At 70.6% G+C, this 17,358-nt stretch carries 20 protein-coding genes; 13 read left to right on the forward strand and 7 right to left on the reverse strand.

Annotation, left to right across the window (positions count from 1 at the left end):
- Positions 1-138 precede the first annotated feature (138 nt).
- Positions 139-1,986: a glutamine--fructose-6-phosphate transaminase (isomerizing) gene (gene glmS / locus ACFWM2_RS22705; protein WP_383282691.1), complete on the forward strand. Its 1,848-nt coding sequence runs from the start codon at positions 139-141 to the stop codon at positions 1,984-1,986.
- Here the strand turns inward: glmS and ACFWM2_RS22710 are convergent.
- Entirely contained in the window at positions 1,947-2,165 is a 219-nt protein-coding gene (locus ACFWM2_RS22710) for a DUF397 domain-containing protein (RefSeq protein WP_383282914.1), read from the reverse strand. The two genes, glmS and ACFWM2_RS22710, sit on opposite strands and share 40 nt — an antisense overlap.
- Positions 2,166-2,173: 8 nt before the next feature.
- A complete protein-coding gene (locus ACFWM2_RS22715; protein WP_383282916.1) occupies positions 2,174-3,025 on the reverse strand; it encodes a helix-turn-helix domain-containing protein in 852 nt (283 codons plus the stop codon).
- Between the two features lie 223 nt (positions 3,026-3,248).
- Here ACFWM2_RS22715 and ACFWM2_RS22720 point away from each other — a divergent pair, with 223 nt between their 5' ends.
- On the forward strand, positions 3,249-3,671 hold the full coding sequence (locus ACFWM2_RS22720; RefSeq protein WP_383282694.1) for an ATP-binding protein: 423 nt from the start codon (positions 3,249-3,251) through the stop codon (positions 3,669-3,671).
- Here ACFWM2_RS22720 and ACFWM2_RS22725 read toward each other — a convergent pair.
- The 4 genes from ACFWM2_RS22725 to ACFWM2_RS22740 all read right to left on the reverse strand — a co-directional run bounded on the left by ACFWM2_RS22725 (position 3,668) and on the right by ACFWM2_RS22740 (position 6,939).
- Positions 3,668-4,207, reverse strand: coding sequence for a GNAT family N-acetyltransferase (locus ACFWM2_RS22725; RefSeq protein ID WP_383282918.1), 540 nt, complete (start codon positions 4,205-4,207; stop codon positions 3,668-3,670). The genes ACFWM2_RS22720 and ACFWM2_RS22725 overlap by 4 nt on opposite strands.
- A gap of 186 nt (positions 4,208-4,393) precedes the next feature.
- Positions 4,394-4,996 carry a hypothetical protein gene (locus ACFWM2_RS22730; protein ID WP_383282697.1) on the reverse strand — a complete coding sequence of 201 codons (603 nt, stop codon included), beginning with the start codon at positions 4,994-4,996 and terminating at the stop codon, positions 4,394-4,396.
- A 65-nt stretch (positions 4,997-5,061) separates the two neighbouring features.
- Positions 5,062-6,675, reverse strand: a complete 1,614-nt coding sequence (locus ACFWM2_RS22735) for an RNase A-like domain-containing protein (RefSeq protein WP_383282700.1) — start codon at positions 6,673-6,675, stop codon at positions 5,062-5,064.
- A gap of 3 nt (positions 6,676-6,678) precedes the next feature.
- A complete protein-coding gene (locus ACFWM2_RS22740) occupies positions 6,679-6,939 on the reverse strand; it encodes a hypothetical protein (protein WP_383282702.1) in 261 nt (86 codons plus the stop codon).
- Positions 6,940-7,088: 149 nt separating this feature from the next.
- Between ACFWM2_RS22740 and ACFWM2_RS22745 the strand changes: the two genes are divergently transcribed.
- The 7 genes from ACFWM2_RS22745 to ACFWM2_RS22775 all read left to right on the forward strand — a co-directional run bounded on the left by ACFWM2_RS22745 (position 7,089) and on the right by ACFWM2_RS22775 (position 13,877).
- Entirely contained in the window at positions 7,089-7,460 is a 372-nt protein-coding gene (locus tag ACFWM2_RS22745) for a holo-ACP synthase (protein WP_383282705.1), read from the forward strand.
- A 57-nt stretch (positions 7,461-7,517) separates the two neighbouring features.
- On the forward strand, positions 7,518-8,948 hold the full coding sequence (locus ACFWM2_RS22750) for an NAD(P)H-hydrate dehydratase (RefSeq protein ID WP_383282708.1): 1,431 nt from the start codon (positions 7,518-7,520) through the stop codon (positions 8,946-8,948).
- 99 nt (positions 8,949-9,047) lie between these two features.
- Positions 9,048-9,941: a L,D-transpeptidase family protein gene (locus ACFWM2_RS22755; RefSeq protein ID WP_383282711.1), complete on the forward strand. Its 894-nt coding sequence runs from the start codon at positions 9,048-9,050 to the stop codon at positions 9,939-9,941.
- 289 nt (positions 9,942-10,230) lie between these two features.
- Positions 10,231-11,400 (forward strand): alanine racemase, encoded by a 1,170-nt coding sequence (gene alr, locus ACFWM2_RS22760; protein WP_383282714.1) that lies wholly within the window; start codon positions 10,231-10,233, stop codon positions 11,398-11,400.
- A 191-nt stretch (positions 11,401-11,591) separates the two neighbouring features.
- Positions 11,592-12,830 carry an alpha/beta fold hydrolase gene (locus tag ACFWM2_RS22765; RefSeq protein WP_383282717.1) on the forward strand — a complete coding sequence of 413 codons (1,239 nt, stop codon included), beginning with the start codon at positions 11,592-11,594 and terminating at the stop codon, positions 12,828-12,830.
- Complete coding sequence (tsaE, locus tag ACFWM2_RS22770) at positions 12,796-13,362, forward strand: tRNA (adenosine(37)-N6)-threonylcarbamoyltransferase complex ATPase subunit type 1 TsaE (protein ID WP_383282720.1); 567 nt, start codon at positions 12,796-12,798, stop codon at positions 13,360-13,362. Before ACFWM2_RS22765 ends, tsaE begins: the two co-directional genes overlap by 35 nt.
- Positions 13,363-13,715: 353 nt before the next feature.
- Positions 13,716-13,877 (forward strand): hypothetical protein, encoded by a 162-nt coding sequence (locus ACFWM2_RS22775; protein WP_383282723.1) that lies wholly within the window; start codon positions 13,716-13,718, stop codon positions 13,875-13,877.
- A gap of 136 nt (positions 13,878-14,013) precedes the next feature.
- On the opposite strand, the gene ACFWM2_RS22780 is transcribed toward ACFWM2_RS22775, so the two are convergent.
- Complete coding sequence (locus ACFWM2_RS22780; protein ID WP_383282726.1) at positions 14,014-14,565, reverse strand: hypothetical protein; 552 nt, start codon at positions 14,563-14,565, stop codon at positions 14,014-14,016.
- A gap of 122 nt (positions 14,566-14,687) precedes the next feature.
- Between ACFWM2_RS22780 and tsaB the strand changes: the two genes are divergently transcribed.
- The 4 genes from tsaB to ACFWM2_RS22800 are packed head-to-tail and all read left to right on the forward strand — an operon-like array spanning position 14,688 to position 17,242.
- Positions 14,688-15,341, forward strand: coding sequence for a tRNA (adenosine(37)-N6)-threonylcarbamoyltransferase complex dimerization subunit type 1 TsaB (tsaB, locus tag ACFWM2_RS22785; RefSeq protein ID WP_383282729.1), 654 nt, complete (start codon positions 14,688-14,690; stop codon positions 15,339-15,341).
- Between the two features lie 17 nt (positions 15,342-15,358).
- Complete coding sequence (rimI, locus tag ACFWM2_RS22790; protein WP_383282921.1) at positions 15,359-15,883, forward strand: ribosomal protein S18-alanine N-acetyltransferase; 525 nt, start codon at positions 15,359-15,361, stop codon at positions 15,881-15,883.
- Positions 15,876-16,988, forward strand: a complete 1,113-nt coding sequence (tsaD, locus tag ACFWM2_RS22795; RefSeq protein WP_383282732.1) for a tRNA (adenosine(37)-N6)-threonylcarbamoyltransferase complex transferase subunit TsaD — start codon at positions 15,876-15,878, stop codon at positions 16,986-16,988. The genes rimI and tsaD overlap by 8 nt, the downstream gene beginning before the upstream one ends.
- On the forward strand, positions 16,985-17,242 hold the full coding sequence (locus ACFWM2_RS22800) for a hypothetical protein (RefSeq protein WP_383282735.1): 258 nt from the start codon (positions 16,985-16,987) through the stop codon (positions 17,240-17,242). The genes tsaD and ACFWM2_RS22800 overlap by 4 nt, the downstream gene beginning before the upstream one ends.
- Positions 17,243-17,358: the final 116 nt, after the last annotated feature.

Below are 17,358 nucleotides of genomic sequence, written 5' to 3' on the forward strand. Positions count from 1 at the left end.
GGAGTGACCCGCGGGTGCCCCCGGCTCGGGACGGCCCGGAGCTGCGCGTGGGGGTGGTCGTACCGGGCCCTGGCGGAATTTCCGATATCGGGCACGGAGTGCCGGGGTGGGGCGAGTGGCTGCCCTTAGGCTGCCGCCATGTGCGGAATCGTGGGATACGTGGGGTCGCAGTCGGCACTCGATGTGGTCGTCGCCGGACTGAAGCGGCTGGAGTACCGGGGGTACGACTCGGCCGGTGTCGCGGTGCTCGCGGACGGTGGCCTGGCCGCCGCGAAGAAGGCCGGGAAGCTGGTCAACCTGGAGAAGGAGCTCGTCGACCGGCCCCTGCCGACCGGATCGACGGGGATCGGACACACCCGCTGGGCCACCCACGGCGGCCCCACGGACGAGAACGCGCACCCCCATCTGGACAACGCGGGCCGCGTCGCCGTCGTCCACAACGGGATCATCGAGAACTTCGCCGCGCTGCGCGCCGAACTGGCCGAGCGCGGGCACGAGCTGACCTCGGAGACCGACACCGAGGTGGTCGCGCATCTGCTCGCCGAGGAGTTCTCCTCGTGCGCGGACCTGGCGGAGTCGATGCGGCTGGTCTGCCGCCGGCTCGACGGCGCGTTCACGCTGGTCGCCGTGCACGCGGACGAGCCCGACGTGGTCGTGGGGGCGCGGCGGAACTCGCCGCTCGTGGTGGGCGTGGGGGAGGGCGAGGCCTTCCTCGCTTCGGACGTCGCCGCGTTCATCGCCCACACGCGGTCGGCGATCGAGCTGGGCCAGGACCAGGTGGTCGAGCTGCGCCGGAACGGCGTGACGGTCACCGGCTTCGACGGCCGGCCCGCCGACGTCCGGTCGTACCACGTCGACTGGGACCTCTCGGCGGCCGAGAAGGACGGCTACGACTACTTCATGCTGAAGGAGATCGCCGAGCAGCCCAAGGCGGTCGCCGACACCCTGCTGGGCCGCATCGACGCGGCGGGTTTCCTGACCCTGGACGAGGTGCGGATCCCTACGGCGGTCCTTCGCGAGGTCGACAAGGTCGTCATCGTGGCCTGCGGTACGGCGTTCCACGCCGGGTTGATCGCCAAGTACGCCATCGAGCACTGGACGCGGGTGCCGTGCGAGGTGGAGCTGGCCAGCGAGTTCCGCTACCGCGATCCGATCCTGGACCAGCAGACCCTGGTCATCGCCATCTCGCAGTCCGGCGAGACCATGGACACGCTGATGGCGCTGCGGCACGCCCGTGAGCAGGGCTCCAAGGTGCTGGCGATCTGCAACACGAACGGGTCGACGATTCCGCGCGAGTCGGACGCGGTGCTCTACACGCACGCGGGGCCCGAGGTCGCCGTCGCGTCCACGAAGGCGTTCCTCACGCAGCTCGTCGCCTGTTATCTGGTGGCGCTCTACCTCGGCCAGGTGCGCGGCACCAAGTGGGGCGACGAGATCCAGGCGGTCATCCGGGACCTGGCGGAGATCTCCGGTTCGGTCGAGCGGGTCCTGGAGACCATGGAGCCGGTACGGGAGCTGGCGCGCTCCCTCGCCGACAAGAACACGGTGCTGTTCCTGGGGCGGCACGTGGGCTATCCGGTGGCCCTCGAAGGCGCCCTGAAGCTCAAGGAACTGGCGTACATGCACGCCGAGGGCTTCGCGGCGGGCGAGTTGAAGCACGGGCCGATCGCGCTGATCGAGCAGGACCTGCCGGTCGTCGTGGTCGTCCCCTCACCGCGCGGCCGCTCGGTCCTGCACGACAAGATCGTCTCCAACATCCAGGAGATCCGGGCGCGGGGCGCTCGCACGATCGTGATCGCGGAGGAGGGGGACGAGACGGTCGTGCCGTACGCGGACCATCTGATCCGCGTCCCGGTGACGCCGACGCTGCTCCAGCCGCTGGTCACCACCGTCCCGCTACAGGTCTTCGCCTGCGAGCTGGCCACCGCCCGCGGCAACGAGGTGGATCAGCCGCGGAACCTGGCGAAGTCGGTGACGGTGGAGTAGTTCTTCAGGGCGCTGAGGAAGGTGGTGAAGGCGCCGGTTGGGAAGGTGAGGGGTGCGGCGGTCGGGGTCTTGGAGTCGCGGATGGCTATGTGGGTGGTGGAGTTCGCGATCTCCACGCAGTTGTTGCCGTCGCCGCCGCCGGAGTAGGACGACTTCCGCCAGTTGTCGGGGGTGGTCACCGTGTGCCTCACGCTTCCTTGGCCAGCCTGTGGATGAAGTCACGCGAACGCTCGGGGTCGAGAGACGCGGCTTCTACTCTACGGAAGAGTGTTCGAAAGACGCCGAGTTGGGCCTCGGAATCGACGAATGCCGTCCCGTGAGGTGCGTCGCGAACGGCGGTGTCCAGCTTGGGTACGCGACCGCCCGCCAACATCATGGTGCTCCACGTTCCGCCGAAGTCGTCCAGGTCGAAGGGGATGACGCGCACCGTGATGTGGTCCGCCTCGGAGAGTTCGAGGACACGGGCGAGTTGGGCGCGGGAGGTGGCGCGGTCGCCGACCCTGATGCGCAGTGCTGCCTCGTGGATGACGGCCTCGTAAGGGGTGGGCGCGGTCTCCTTGAGGATTACCTTGCGGTGCATGCGGTGACGGACCCGCAACTCCAGGTCGCCTTGGGGGAGTTCAGGGATCCTGGACGAGAAGGCGGCGCGGGCGTAGTCGTCAGTCTGAAGCAGGCCGGGAATGAACAGGAACTCGACATCACGGCGGAACGTGGCGTGATGTTCCAGCTCTGCGATGTCCAGAAACGCAGTGGGCAGCAGTCCCCGGTACTCCTCCCACCAGCCTTTGGTCCGGTCGATCGCCATGGCGGCCAGGGCATCGATCAATTCGTGGTCCGAGCAGGCGTAGTTGGCCGCAAGGCGGCGCAGTCGTTCCTCACTCACGCCCGTGAGACCGGATTCGATGTGGCTGATCTGGACGTGGCTCACTCCGAGCAGCGCGGCTGACTCGCGGGCGGCGAGTCCTGCCGCGTCGCGGAGCCTGCGCAGTTCGATCGCCAGGCGCATCTGACGTGCTGTGGGTTCGCGCCTCAGAACCATCGATTGCTCCTCGTTCAACTGCCCTGCCGGTGTGGCTCGTTCGAGGGCAGATTACGCGATCGGCTTGCTCCGGATTAGATGTTAGGTCTACCGTCAGTGACGCGACGCACACTCTGCGGAACCCGGGGTTACCGGAAGCGCACCGCCCCGTCCTGCCATGACGGTTGCGGCAATGTCACCGCCCGCCATCCGCAACTCCCCTCTTGCCGAACGGAGTTGACGCATGTCCGAAAACGAACCCGACGCCTCCTGGGAGTACTCCCTCTACATCCCGAACGATCTCCGCGCCGTCACCGTCTGCCGCCGTACCCTCCGCCTGATCCTGACCATGCACGGACTGATCGGACTCGTCGACACCGCGGAGCTCCTCGCGGCGGAGCTGGTCGCCAACGCCGTACGCCATACCAAGGGGCCGGCCGCACTGCGGGTGCGCTGGTCGGCGGGGGTGCTGCGGATCGGGGCGTGGGACGCGGACCCGCAGCCGCCCGAACCACCGAGGGTGCTGGAGCAGCTCGGCGAGGCGGAGGAGGGGCGGGGGCTCGCGCTGGTCCGCGCGTGCTCGGACCTGTGGGGGTGGCAGCCGCTGTCCAGGTTCGGCAGCCGCGGCAAGTACGTGTGGTGCGAACTCGCCCGGGCGGCGGGCTAGCTCTTCGCGTCCGGCTTCCAGTTCTGGACGAGGAGCCCGAGCAGCACCACGTCCAGGAACTCGCCCATCACCCAGGCCGAGGAGCGCAGTACGCCCTCGCGGACGAAGCCGTTGCGCTCGGCGGAGCGCAGCATCGCGGTGTTGTCCGCCGGCGTCTCGATCTGCACGCGCTGCAGGCCACGTACGACGAAACCGTAGTGGCACAGCACCGCGACCACGTCGGTGCCGTAGCCCTTGCCGCGGGCGGACTGCAGCAGGCCCAGCCCGATGTGCGCGGACCGGTTGTGGTTGTCGATGCCCCACAGCACGGCGGTGCCGACCAGGGAACCGCCCGCCAGTTCCACCACGGAGAACGGGACGTGACCCTGCTCCTTGTCGTCCACCACGAGCGGCGAGTCCTTCGAGCCGGGCGTGATCGGCCGCCATGGGCTGCCTTGGGCGCGTGAGTGGCTGACCACGTCGTCGTAGAGCTCGGTCTGCAGGACCGGGATGTCGTCCTCGTGCCTGGCCCTGCCTTGCGGCCGCTTAGCATGCAGGTTGCCTATCCGACCGGTCCGGCCGGCGGCAAACCAGGGAGCGGTCGTCTGCCTGGGCCTTGGATCAGTCCGTAACCCGTTGGTGCACCGCCTGCCGGGAGGCAGCGAAGGCCGGCGGGAGCTGCCGCCAGGTGCAACTGGTTGATTCAGCGGTGGGGCAGGTGGCGGAGCGAGTCGGTTACGTGGTCATCCGTGCTCTCGCTGCATGTGCTCGTTGACGGTGTCGATGAGTTCCTGAAGATGGCTGCGGCTGGCCCATGAGAGTCGCTCCTTGAGCGCATCCGGACCCGGAAAGAGGACGAGTGCTCGCTGCGCTTCCGTGGTGTATGCGGCGGCACGTTCGTGGCAATAGGGGTGCTCGCTCGTTACGGCGGCACGCACGGCAGCAGCGAAGTCTTGACCTCCCTCGTCCATGAGGATCCCATCGAATCCAAACAGATACGGGAACGTCCGCAGGAATTCCCGACTGCCCATGGGGAGTTCCCAGTACTCGGGTGCCGGCTGCCGGTCGAGGACTCGAGTGATCTCGGCGAGCATGCGCAGATACTCCGCCGGGTCCATGTCGCCGGATGCCCGCTTGACTTTGTCTTGGAAGTGAGACGGAAACGACTCCAGTCCAGGAGTGCACTCGATGTGATCAGCGATAATTTCCAGGATTCCGGTGGCCGCATAAACGGAGCAGTTCCAGTGCGCGAGCCAATCCCCGGTGACGGCTCGGATGTATCGCTGGATTTCATCGTCCAGGGACAGCTCTCCTTTGGACTCTTGAGCTACGACAGCGATTTCCAAAAGTCGCACTGCAGGGCCGTCCGAGAGCAACGACGGGGGGAATGGGCGCACGTTTACCACCTGTCCTAGGGCGCCTTGTGGGGCATGGCTGTGAGAATGATGAAGGGAGGCTCCAAGCCCACCTTGTAGATCAGGCGGACCTGGACCCAGCTCATATCTGTCGCCTTGGCCTGCATGCCGTCATTATCATAGTCGTCACGCGAGACGCTGTGCCCGGCAGACTGCCCTGGGAATTCTTTATAGAGCGGAGGCTGGAGCTCTGACCTGTTCGGATCGTAATTTGGGTTGTTCTTGATCTTATTTTCGACGCTCTTGGTCCACGCGTCAATTCGATCCGCGTTATCGATATCCTCTATTGTTGCGGTGGTGAATTTCTGGGCAGAGGCGAGGCTATGGAATGCAGACGCGGCTGGCGCGTTGCTCTGGTCACGTAAACGCGTCCTCAGCTGATCGTCCGTGAGGCCGACGTGCTTGTCGATGACGTGACTGTTGAACATTCCTTCCTGGCTTGCCAAATCCAACGGAAAGTACATATTGTCCGGATCGAGCCCCGGGACGGTGAATCGGTGCTCTCTTTTGAACTCGTTGAGCGATCGCGAGCCGAATGCCTCCGCGCGTGCCTCTTCGGCGGCGTAGGTGGGCACACTGCGTTTGGCCTCTTCCAGCGCGCCCTTGAGCTTGGCCAAGTCGTCGGCGTAGCCGTGTATCTCGCGGTTGTACGAGTCGACGGTGTGGTTGAGGCGGCCCGTGTCGATGTTGGCGATGAACTCCACGGCTAGTTCGGGGAGTTCGGCGACCTTCTTGAGGGCGTCCAGCACGCCTTGTACTTCGAAGGTCTTCTTGGCCGCGTCCTTGTAGACGGCGGTGATGGTGGATCTGACCTTGGTCACTTCCGCGCTGACCGCGTCGCATGCCCTCGCGATGTCGCGAGCGGTGTCCTGCAGGACGTCCAGCGCGGGCTGTTGGCCGTCCTTGTGGGCCCATTTGTAGGTGTGGTGTTCCTTGCCCCAGGCCGTGGTGCCCCAGATGGCCGAGCAGAACTGCTTCATCGCGTTCTGCCACTCGTCGTGTCCCGGCGCGGAGTTGGTGATGTAGGCGATGGCGTCGTCGAAGGTGTCCGCGGACTTCTTGGCGTCTGTGGCCGCCCGGCGCCAGGCCTGCGCGATCTTCGGCAGGTCGACGTCGTCCCCGCCGGGCGTGATGTCGGCGACCTTTCCATGCCGCAGCGCGTGGTTGAGGATCGGGCGCAGGATGTGGTCGCCGACCGTGCTCACCACGCCGGAGACGTCGTCGATGATCGCGTTGCCCCAGCCGTCTTCGGCGGGAGCGTTGCCCCAGCCGAGTTCGGCGACCGGGCCGCCCGCGCCGGCCTTCTTGAGGACGGCGGGCGGATTCTTCTTCACCACGGCCGGTGTCAGGACATTGGTCGCGTGTTCTGCCTCGGCGTAGTTGTTCGCGGTGACGGTGAGGCCTACGGCGGCGCCGCCGACGCCGCCCGTTGCCGCGTCCCACACCTCCAGGAACAGGCCGGCGACTTCGGCGTACGTCTTCGCGAAGGTCTCCGGACCCGTTCCGCAGCCTGCCGCGTGCTCGTAGCCGTCGAGGGTGTCGACGAGGCTCCTGGCCCGGTCGGCGAAGTCGTACTGGGCGTTCCGCAGCGTGTAGGACGCGTAGTACACGTGCTAGGGCTGGACGTCGAAGCCGACGGAGTTGCCCGGCGGGGCGGGCTTCATCGCGACCAGCTCGTTGGAGCGCTGCTGGCGTTCCGAACCCGGGTCCTGGCGCGAGATGTCCTTGCCCTGGGGATCCGTGAGCGAGCCCGGGGAAGGCGCAGGGGCCGGGGTTGAGCCGGACGACGGCGAACCGGACGGCGGGGCCGGCAGGGTTCCTCCGCCCGTCGGGGCCGACGGTGTCGCGGAAGGCGACGGCGAAGGTGTGGACATCAGGCGGCACCCCGTCACATCGGCATCTCACGTCACTTACTGTTCCAACAAGTCTACGGACAGCGGTTATCCGTTCGACTGCACCTCCCGGCCGGCCGCGGGGTCGACGCACCAGTAGGCCGTACCCACATGCCCCTAAGGTGCTCCGCATGAGCATCATCGGGGTTGGTATCGACGTGGCCGAGATCGATCGGTTCGCGGCCTCCTTGGAGCGCACGCCCGGGATGGCCCAACGGCTGTTCGTGGAGAGCGAGTTGCTGCTGCCGAGCGGTGAGCGCCGGGGCGTCGCGTCGTTGGCCGCGCGGTTCGCCGCGAAGGAGGCGCTGGCCAAGGCGTTGGGCGCCCCGGCGGGGCTGCACTGGACCGACGCGGAGGTCTTCGTCGAGGACAGCGGGCAGCCGCGGCTGCGGGTGAAGGGGACGGTGGCCGCCCGGGCGGCCGAGCTGGGCGTCCGCTCCTGGCATGTCTCCCTGAGCCATGACGCGGGGGTGGCCTCGGCGGTGGTGGTCGCGGAGGGATGACAGCGGAACGACCGGCCCGCGTGCGGCCACGAGGGCTTCCGGGGGAGACTCGACGGCATGCGAACTGCGTACAGCGTGGAGACCGTAAGGACGGCTGAGCGGGAGCTGATGGCGCGGCTCCCGGAGGGAGCTTTGATGCAGCGCGCGGCTGCCGGACTGGCCGCGGCCTGCGCGCAGTTGCTGGGGCGGGTGTACGCCAGCCGGGTCGTGCTGCTGGTCGGCAGCGGGGACAACGGCGGGGACGCCCTGTACGCGGGGGCGCGGCTGGCCCGGCGCGGTGCCGGTGTCACCGCGGTGCTGCTGGCCCCCGAACGGACCCATGCCGGGGGCCTCACCGCCCTGCTGCGCGCGGGCGGCACCCAGGCCGCACCCGACGCCGCCGAACCCCTGATCCGGCGGGCCGGCCTGATCGTCGACGGCATCGTCGGCATCGGCGGCAAGGGCGGACTGCGGCCGGATGCCGCACGGCTGGCCGCCCTGGCCGAGGAGTCACGGGCCGCGGTCGTCGCCGTGGACCTGCCGAGCGGTGTCGAGGCCGACACCGGCGAGGTCACGGGCGCGGCCGTCCGCGCCGATCTGACGGTGACCTTCGGGACGCACAAGCCGGGCCTGCTGATCGATCCGGCGCGCGAGTACGCCGGTTCCGTACGCCTCGTCGACATCGGGCTCGATCTGCCGGAGGAGGCCGCGCTGGAGGCGCTGCAGCACGCTGACGTCGCGGCACGCCTGCCCGTGCCGGGGGCGGAGAGCGACAAGTACCGGCGGGGCGTGGTGGGCATCGCGGCCGGGTCGGCGCGCTATCCGGGCGCCGCCGTGCTCGCCGTGTCCGGTGCGCTGCGAGGCGGCGCGGGTGCGGTGCGGTACGTCGGGCCCGCGGGGAACGCGGTGATCGCCCGGTTCCCCGAGACGCTCGTGTCGGACAAGGGACCCCGGCAGGCGGGCCGCGTCCAGGCATGGGTCGTCGGACCCGGCGCCGGGGAGGACGCGGCCATGGTCGCCGAGGTCCTCGAAGCGGACGTCCCCGTCCTGGTGGATGCGGACGGACTGCGCTTCGCGGACCGGGATCTCGTACGACGGCGTACGGCGCCGACGCTGATGACCCCGCACGCCGGCGAGGCCGCCGCCCTGCTCGGCGTCGCCCGCGAGGAGGTCGAGCGGGCCCGGTTGACGTCGGTGCGCGAACTCGCGGCGCTCTACGGAGCGACGGTGCTGCTCAAGGGGTCGACGACGGTGGTCGCCGACCCCGGGGGCGGGGCGGTACGGGTGAACTCGACGGGCACGTCCTGGCTGGCCACCGCCGGGAGCGGGGACGTGCTGTCCGGGCTCACCGGATCGCTCCTCGCGGCGGGCCTTTCGGCGCTGGACGCGGGAAGCGTGGGGGCGTATCTCCACGGGCTCGCGGGCCGGTTCGCCGCGGACGGGGCGCCGATGGGGGCCCACGATGTCGCCGACGCCATTCCGGACGCCTGGCGGGACGTGCGGGACTGAGGCGGCGGGGGGCCTCTCCCCACGCCGGACGGGCTAAAAGGCGCGGTCCTTCCGCGCGGCACCCGCCGTCCCGCGCCCGCGGTGCGTATCGCTGGTCACATGATCAGCACACGTATGACGGTCCGGGGCGGTGCGCTGCTGCTCGCGTTGGTGGTCGTACTGCCCGTGGGAAGTGCCCTGGCCGAGCCGGGACCGCCCGCGCCCGGACCCGGTAGTGAGCTGGTTCCGGGCGTCGCGCCGGGGCCGCAGCAGCCGTGGCAGGTGGACACACCCGATCAGATGCTCGCGCCGAAGGTCTACACGCCCACCGCCGAGGAGGACGCGGTCGAGCCCAGGGACGTGGCGCCCGGGGCCGCCGTCCTCGTCGAGTACGTACCGCTCGGCGACGCGGCCGCAGGCAAGGCCGTGGCCTGCACCCAGCGGACCGGGCCGCACCAGCGGCAGGTCGAACGGTGGCTGAAGCTGACGGTGGACGGCAAGCAGTCGGCGAGCGACTGCCGGGCCATCCGCGCGTTCCAGCGGAAGCACGGCATCAAGCCCGACAGCGGTTTCGCCGGACCCGTCACCTGGGCCCAGATGCGGCTCCTGTCGGCCAAGAAGAACCCGAACGCCGCCGGGAAGTGTCCGGTGCGCACCCAACGCGTCGCCTGCGTGGACCTCGCCCGCCAGCTGACCTGGGTGCAGAAGGGCGGGACAGTCGTCTTCGGGCCCGTCCCGATGCGCAGCGGGCGGGCCGGGTACCGGACCCGGACCGGCTGGCACAAGATCTACTGGAAGCACAAGAACCACTGGTCGACGCTGTACAACTCGCCCATGCCGTACAGCCAGTTCTTCGACGGGGGACAGGCCTTCCACGCCATCTACGGCAGCATCTACGACCCGAACGGCTCCTGGGGCTGTGTGAATCTGCGGCTCGCCGACGCCCGCGCGCTGTGGGGCGTCCTGAAGAAGGGCGACGGGGTGTACGTCTGGGGCCGCCGGGCCGGCACCTGAGCGGACGCGCGTTACCGGCGTCTGGGCCCACTCGCGTTCCCGGGGGGTGGGCCGACTCGCGCTCCCGGCGTGGGGGCCGACCGGAGGGTTCCGGCACCTGGGCCGACGGGCGCACGGCCGTGCTCCCGGGCGCCTGAGCCGACGGCCGTGCTTCCGGCGCCCGAGCCGACCGGCGCGTTCCCGCCACCTGAGCCGGCAGACGGGCGGCCGCCACGGGAGTGGGCACACCCGGTGGGTCACCCACGGCGGCGGGGGCGTTGTCGCACCCCTCTGAGACACTGGGGGCGCCATGACTGAGACAGCACCCCTGCGCGCCCGCGCCGAGATCGACCTGGCCGCCCTGCGCGCCAATGTGCGGACCCTGCGCGCCCTGGCGCCGGGCGCGGCCCTCATGGCCGTCGTGAAATCGGACGCGTACGGCCACGGGGCCGTGCCGTGCGCCCGCGCGGCCGTGGAGGCAGGTGCCGGCTGGCTGGGCACCGCCACCCCGGAAGAGGCCCTGGCGCTGCGCGCGGCCGGGCTGACCGGCCGCATCATGTGCTGGCTCTGGACCCCCGGCGGTCCCTGGAAGCAGGCCGTCGAGGCCGACCTGGACGTGTCGCTCAGCGGGATGTGGGCCCTGCGGGAGGTCGTCGCCGCGGCCCGGGACGCGGGCACCCCCGCGCGCGTGCAGCTCAAGGCCGACACCGGCCTCGGGCGCAACGGCTGTCAGCCCGCCGACTGGCCCGAGCTGGTCACGGAGGCGCTGCGCGCCGAGCGGGACGGGCTCGTCCGCGTCACCGGCCTGTGGTCCCACTTCGCCTGCGCCGACGAGCCGGGCCACCCCTCCATCGAGGCCCAACTCACCTCTTTCCGCGAGCTGGTGGCGTACGCCGAGGAGCAGGGCGTCCGCCCCGAGGTGCGGCACATCGCCAACTCGCCCGCCACCCTGACCCTTCCCGAGAGCCACTTCGACCTCGTCCGCACGGGGATCGCGCTCTACGGTATCTCGCCGAGCCCCGAGATCGGCACCCCGGCCGACTTCGGACTGCGCCCGGTGATGACGCTCAGCGCCTCGCTCGCCCTGGTCAAGCACGTACCGGCGGGCCACGGCGTCAGCTACGGACATCACTACGTCACCCCCGGCGAGACGACTCTCGGCCTCGTCCCGGTCGGCTACGCGGACGGCATCCCGCGCCACGCCTCCGGCACCGGCCCGGTGCTGATCGGCGGCAAGTGGCGGACGATCGCGGGCCGGGTCGCGATGGACCAGTTCGTGGTCGACCTGGGCGGCGACCTGCCCGAGGCCGGCGACCAGGCGATCCTCTTCGGTCCCGGCGACCGCGGTGAGCCGACCGCCGAGGACTGGGCGCAGGCGGCCGGCACGATCGCGTACGAAATCGTCACCCGCATCGGAACCCGCGTCCCGCGCGTCTACGTGAATGAGGGACAAGAGGAACAAGCGGAGCAGAACGCATGACGGATCACGCGCAGGGCGAACACGGCACAAGGTGAAGAAGCAACAACACAGGTAACCCGCATACGGTGACCTGCACAGGACAACAGGACATGGCGAGCCGGGCGACCCTCCCGGTCCCACCGTCCGCGGCACCACCCGACCCAGACGACAGGCCGAACGACACTCGGCACTCCGGCGAAGAGGAGCGGTACGTGAGCGAGAGCAGCGCGGAGGCCGCCGCGGACGTCGCCGCAGCGGCCGTCGCCTCCGCCGCAGGGAACTGGCGCCGGGCCGGTGTCGCCGGCGCCGCGATAGGCGTCGTCGCGGCGGGCGCCGCCGCCGGAGTCGCGCTCGAGCGGCTCACGGTCGGCCGCGGGATGCGCCGGAAGGCACGCCTCGCGCTCGACTCGACGGGCCCGTACGGCTCGCTGCGGGGCACCCCCGGCAAGGCGATCGCGGACGACGGCACCGAGCTGTACTACGAGGTGGACGACGTGGAGACGGACACCTCGCTCTCCCCGCGCCGCCGCCGGCTCTTCGGACGCAAGGCCCCCGCCCCGGTCACCGTCGTCTTCAGCCACGGCTACTGCCTCAACCAGGACTCCTGGCACTTCCAGCGGGCCGCGCTGCGCGGTGTGGTGCGCACGGTGCACTGGGACCAGCGCAGCCACGGGCGGTCCGGCCGGGGCGTCGACCAGGTCGAGCACGAGACGCCGGTCACCATCGACCAGCTCGGCCAGGACCTGAAGGCCGTCATCGACGCGGCCGTGCCCGAGGGCCCCATCGTGCTCGTCGGACACTCCATGGGCGGCATGACGATGATGGCCTTCGCCGACCAGTACCCCGAGCTGATCCGCGACCGCGTCGTCGCGGTCGCCCTCGTCGGTACGTCGTCCGGGCGGCTCGGCGAGGTCAACTTCGGGCTGCCGGTCGCGGGCGTCAACGCCGTGCGGCGCGTACTGCCCGGCGTACTGAAGGCGCTGGGTCAACAGGCCGCCCTGGTGGAGCGGGGGCGGCGGGCCACGGCCGATCTGTTCGCGGGGATCATCAAGCGGTACTCGTTCGCCAGCCGGGACGTCGACCCGGCGGTCGAGCGGTTCGCCGAGCGGATGATCGAGGGCACGCCGATCGACGTGGTCGCCGAGTTCTACCCGGCGTTCACCGAGCACGACAAGACCGAGGCCCTGGTGCACTTCACCGGGATGCCCGTCCTCGTCCTGGCCGGCGTCAAGGATCTGGTGACCCCGAGCGAGCACAGCGAGGCCATCGCGGACCTGCTCCCGGACGCCGAACTGGTGCTCGTACCGGACGCCGGGCACCTGGTGATACTGGAGCATCCCGAGGTCGTCATAGACCGTCTCGCCGACCTTCTGATGCGCGCGGGTGCCGTGCCGGCAGGAGCTACCGTGGGTGGCTATGGAAGCACCAGCAGCAGCGCACAACCAGGCTGAGCCCACCGTGGGCTCGGCTCACCACCCGGCCGAGCCCGCCGTGGAGGGCGTCAGCGTCCGGATGACCGTCACCTCCCCCGAACAGATGCGGGAGCTGGGTCGCCGCCTCGCCGAACTGCTGCGCGCGGGCGACCTCGTGATGCTGAACGGGGAGCTCGGCGCGGGCAAGACGACACTGACGCGCGGACTCGGCGAGGGGCTCGGCGTCCGGGGCGCCGTCACGTCGCCGACCTTCGTCATCGCGCGCGTCCACCCCTCCCTCGTGGACGGGCCGCCGCTGGTGCACGTGGACGCGTACCGCCTGGGCGGCGGGCTTGACGAGATGGAGGACCTCGACCTCGACGTCTCGCTGTCCGACTCGGTGATCGTCGTGGAGTGGGGCGAGGGCAAGGTCGAGGAGCTCACCGACGACCGGCTGCACCTCGTGATCCACCGCGCGGTCGGGGACACGACGGACGAGGTACGACACGTCACGCTGACCGGCCTCGGCGAGCGGTGGGCCACGGCCGACCTGAGCGCGCTCACGGCGTGATCGGCCCGCCCGGCCCGATCGCACCGGGCCGGGCCCCGCGCCACCCCCTGCTGCCCGTCGGCGACGCGCGCCACCCGCTGTCCGTCCGCTGACGCGCGCCACCCTCTGCCGTCTGTCGCGATGGGCGCCGCCCGCTGTCCGTCCGCTCCGCCGATGCGCGCTGCCCGCCGTCGGCGCGGGCTCCGCGCTGCCCGCGGGGTGCCACGCCACCCCGTCCGCCGCGGAATTGATGAACGTTCCGACAAGACGTCGGCAACCTGTTGCGCCCGGCGTCCCGGGCGTGGTCACATGGATACCAGTTCGTAGTTAGGTCTACCTAACCACGCTTGCCCCCGCGGCCCCAGGAGGCGTCCATGCCGGCTTCAGAACGAGACGACGCACCGCGCGCGGTCGCCGGGGTGTCCATGCGGGACCTGCTGGCGTCCTGCGCGGCCGCCGCCGCGGTGTCCACCCCGCCGAGCGCGCCCCTGCCCGAGGCCGCGCGCATGCCGCAGGAGCGCCGAGAAGCCGCGTGACACGCCTGCCGGACGCGCGCGCATCCGTCATTACGTGATGGCGTACGGCGTTGCGTGATGCCGGGCAGCGTTGCGTGATGGCGTACAGCGATACGTGATGGCGTACGGCACTGCTTGGCGGCGTACGGCCCCGGCCCTACTTGATGACGACGACCTTCACGCCGATCGTGGCGAACGCCCACATCGCGTCGCCGTCCTCGCGGGACTCCCGGATGCCGCCCGTCTTGGCGGCCGAGTCGGGCTTGGCCGTCGAGCCGCTGACCGCCGCGCTGAATCCGATCGCAACACCGTCGTTCGCGGCGAACCGCACGACGTGCTCGATCGGGGTGCCGTCCGAGCCGGTGATCGCGTTCGACCGCGAGGTCACCTTGTAGGCGGCGGGGAGCGGATCGACCGTACTGGGAGTGACCTTGAAGCTGCGCTGGACCTTGTTGGTCGCGGCGACCAGCCAGACGCGGTCGTCGTCGACCGAGTAGACGACCCGCTCGCCGGTGCCGGAATCGGCGGGCAGCGCGGCCGGGTTCTTCTTGTCCCGGGGTGCCTTCGACGTGGCCTTGGGCGACTTGGCCGTGTGGGGTTTGCCCAGGTTGTCCGGCACGTTGGCCGACGCCTGGTAGGCGAGGAAGCCGACTGCGGCCACGGCCGCCACGGTGAGCCCGGCCACGATTCCCGAGCTGCTCCTAGCCACCTTGTGTGCCCACCTCTCGTACCACGTTCCTGCCCTGAACGTCCTCTGTGGTGACGGTAGCAGCCAGGGCGCGGCAGACCGGGGCGGCCGTGCGCCCGCCTCGGGCGCCGTAGGCTGTTTGCGTGCTCTTGCTCGCTCTGGATACCGCCACCCCCGCCGTCACCGTCGCCCTGCACGACGGCACGTCCGTCGTCGCCTCGTCGAGCCAGGTGGACGCGCGACGGCACGGGGAACTGCTGCTGCCCGCCGTCGACCGGGTCCTCACCGAGGCGGGCCGCCGGCTCGACGCCGTCACCGGCATCGTGGTCGGCGTGGGCCCCGGCCCCTACACCGGGCTGCGGGTCGGCCTGATGACCGCCGACACCTTCGGACTCGCCCTCGGTGTGCCCGTGCACGGCGTGTGCACCCTCGACGGCCTCGCGTACGCCTCCGACCTCGCCGAGCCCTTCGTGGTGGCGACGGACGCGCGCCGCAAAGAGGTCTACTGGGCGCGGTACGACAACGCCAGGACCCGGGTGACCGAGCCTGCCGTCGACCGGCCCGCGGACATCGCGGAGGCCCTCGCGGGCCTGCCCGCCGTCGGCGCAGGCGCCCTGCTCTACCCCGATGCCTTCCCGGTGGCCCGCGAGCCCGAGCACGTCTCGGCGGCGGCCCTGGCCTCGCTGGCCGCGGAGAGACTCGCGGCGGGCGAGGAACTGGCCGAACCCCGGCCGCTCTACCTGCGCCGCCCGGACGCCCAGGTACCCAAGAACTACAAGGTGGTCACCCCCAAGTGACGGTCGAGCTGCGCGAGATGCGCTGGTGGGACATCGATCCCGTACTGGAGCTCGAAAAGGACCTCTTTCCCGAGGACGCCTGGTCGCGGGGCATGTTCTGGTCCGAGCTGGCCCATGCGCGCGGGCCGGAGGCGACGCGCCGCTACCTCGTCGCCTTCGACGGCGAACGGCTCGTCGGATACGCGGGACTGGCGGCCGCCGGGGACCTCGGCGACGTACAGACCATCGCCGTCGCCCGCGAGCAGTGGGGCACCGGGCTGGGCGCGCGGCTGCTGACCGAGCTGCTGCGGGCCGCGAGCGCGTTCGAGTGCGCCGAGGTGATGCTCGAGTGCCGCGTCGACAACGTCCGCGCACAGAAGCTGTACGAGCGCTTCGGCTTCGAGGCCATCGGCTTCCGGCGCGGCTACTACCAGCCGGGGAACATCGACGCCCTGGTGATGCGCCTGCACATGGCGTCCGACGACGGCCCCGCGGCGGACGCCCCTTCCGGACCAGGAACACAAGCCGTACCAGGAACACAAGGAACCGAGATCAATGGCTGACTCGCGCGACGAACCCCTCGTCCTCGGCATCGAGACCTCCTGCGACGAGACCGGCGTCGGGATCGTCCGGGGCACCACGCTGCTCGCGGACGCGATCGCCTCCAGCGTCGACGAGCACGCCCGCTTCGGCGGGGTCGTGCCCGAGGTCGCCTCCCGGGCCCACCTGGAAGCGATGGTGCCGACCATCCAGCGGGCGCTGAAGGACGCGGGGGTGACGGCGAAGGACCTTGACGGGATCGCGGTGACCGCCGGGCCCGGACTCGCCGGCGCGCTGCTCGTCGGGGTCTCGGCGGCCAAGGCGTACGCGTACGCGCTGGGCAAGCCGCTCTACGGCGTCAACCACCTCGCCTCCCACATCTGCGTGGACCAGCTGGAGCACGGGGCGCTGCCCGAGCCGACGATGGCGCTGCTGGTGTCCGGCGGTCACTCGTCGCTGCTGCTGTCCACGGACATCACCTCGGACGTGCGGCCGATGGGCGCGACGATCGACGACGCGGCGGGCGAGGCCTTCGACAAGATCGCCCGCGTGCTGAACCTCGGCTTCCCCGGCGGCCCGGTCATCGACCGGTACGCCAAGGAGGGCGACCCGAAGGCGATCGCGTTCCCGCGCGGGCTCACCGGGCCCCGCGACCCGGCGTACGACTTCTCCTTCTCCGGGCTGAAGACGGCCGTGGCGCGCTGGATCGAGGCGAAGCGGGCGGCGGGGGAGGACGTGCCGGTGCGCGATGTGGCCGCGTCCTTCCAGGAGGCGGTCGTGGACGTGCTGACCCGCAAGGCCGTGCGGGCCTGCAAGGACCAGGGCGTCGACCACCTCATGATCGGCGGCGGGGTGGCCGCCAACTCGCGGCTGCGGGTGCTCGCCCAGGAGCGGTGCGAGGCGGCCGGGATCCGGCTGCGGGTGCCGCGGCCGAAGCTGTGCACCGACAACGGCGCCATGGTGGCCGCCCTCGGCGCGGAGATGGTCGCCCGGAACCGGGCCGCCTCCGACTGGGACCTGTCCGCGGACTCCTCGCTGCCGGTGACGGATCCGCATGTGCCGGGTCGCGCGCACACGCACGACCACGACCATGTGCACGAGGTCAGCAAGGAGAACCTGTACTCGTGACCGTCGCGCTGATGTGGGAGGCCCGGGCGGTCGCCGGACGCGGCGAGGACCTGCTCGCCTGGGTGCGGACGCGGGAGCTGCCGTCTCAGCCCCTGCGCACCGAGATCCTGCGCGCGCCGCAGGACCGGGTGCTCGTCATCACCTGGTGGGACGCGCCGTACGACGCGGAGCTGCCCGAACTCCCGGAGCCGGGCGAGGAGTTGGCGGCCCGGGCCGTGCACCGGTGGCGGTTCGAGTCGGTCGCTGCGGCCTGACGGTTCCCTTTCCGGGGCCGTCCCGAAGGCCCGTTCCCACAGGGGATCTCGGCGCGCCTCCGCGATCTGAACCGTGCCTGAGAAGTCTGAGAATTTCCGAAGGAAAGACGAGAAGA

The sequence above is a fragment of the Streptomyces sp. NPDC058371 genome, assembly GCF_042723265.1.
Taxonomy (GTDB): domain Bacteria; phylum Actinomycetota; class Actinomycetes; order Streptomycetales; family Streptomycetaceae; genus Streptomyces.